Source organism: Anaerovorax odorimutans (assembly GCF_024459955.1).
Classification (GTDB): Bacteria; Bacillota; Clostridia; order Peptostreptococcales; family Anaerovoracaceae; genus Hominibacterium; species Hominibacterium odorimutans_A.
Genome location: NZ_JANFXK010000060.1, coordinates 1 through 1,093, shown reverse-complemented (window position 1 = coordinate 1,093; position 1,093 = coordinate 1). Strand labels below are relative to the sequence as shown.

Here is a 1,093-nt window from a genome sequence, read left to right as displayed (position 1 = left end):
CCTTTGCGGTAATTACGTCTGGTGGAAACATAGATGCCCAGGCCAAACAGGTATGCGATCAAAAAAAGAAGAACAGTCTTTCCACTATCCTTACATAGCTCAAACGAAAACGGCTGTTCGATTGCTTTCGGAAGCCCCTCTATAATTCCCGGCAGACCACCTGCTATATGCGGAGCGGTTAAAAGGGCCAGCCAGATAACCGAAACCAAACCTAAAACACAAAAGAGAATGGTCACCAGTTTATCTTGCTTCATCACGGTTCCGTTCCTTTCGCTTTGGCTCATTCATGGCATCAATGACCTTTATAAGGGCATCGTCTACGGTATCCGTGGGAAGTTCTTCCTGTATCAGCGCATTGCGTTTGTCTTTTAAAGCCTCAAACACAGCCCCGCACTCATATTTATCGAATTCAATGGCTGCTATTTCCTTTTTCATAAGTTATCCCCTACCTTTCTTGTCCAACCACTCTATTGCTCCGATCAGGCTCTAGGACTTTCGACATACGGGATGCGAGATCACTGGCCGCGTCCCGTATTTTAGAAAGGGTTTGGCGAATCTCCTGCGGCTCTAATGCTGCCAGATAATCCGGCGCATCGTTAAAATCAAAACCCTGCGTGTCCACGCCATATTTTTTGCATAACAAATAGGACACGCTGCGGGCCGGAAGTGTATCATGCTTCCGGTTATATTCCCGACTGCCTTGTGCGAACTGCGCATGAGCCAGTTCTCTAGTGACGCTTTGAAAGATGGCAGGCGCTTCCATCCCTTTTTGTATCACAATGCAACGCTCTTCCGGAACAAAACGCGCCCCTTCTCCTGGAGACAACTGCCCCTGCTCCACGGCCTGCATGGATACCGGCGGGTTGTAAGTCAGCGCACGGATCAGCTGCCTTTCATCAACTTTCATCTGTGGCCGAACTCGTCTCTTCTCCGTTGTCTGTGAAATGTCATACATCTTTTTTGCGTTGTAGTAAGTGCCAATGCTCCCATCTTCGCGTACATATTCTTTTCCCGGCTCTAAAATCAGCACTGGATTCTGTTTTTCGCCGCGCTGTATATAAATTCCCTGGTCCCGCCAATAGCCATAACTGCC

Annotated in this window: 2 protein-coding genes and 1 pseudogene; all 3 read right to left on the bottom strand. The window is 48.3% G+C overall.

Annotation, left to right across the window (positions count from 1 at the left end):
* Positions 1-254 (bottom strand): annotated as a pseudogene (locus NE619_RS17800) (type IV secretory system conjugative DNA transfer family protein); the annotation flags it as partial.
* On the bottom strand, positions 241-435 hold the full coding sequence (locus NE619_RS17795) for a hypothetical protein (protein WP_256133834.1): 195 nt from the start codon (positions 433-435) through the stop codon (positions 241-243). The gene NE619_RS17795 and the pseudogene NE619_RS17800, both read right to left, overlap by 14 nt.
* A 10-nt stretch (positions 436-445) precedes the next feature.
* Positions 446-1,093 (bottom strand): hypothetical protein (locus NE619_RS17790; RefSeq protein ID WP_256133833.1); only part of this gene is annotated, 648 nt, incomplete at its 5' end.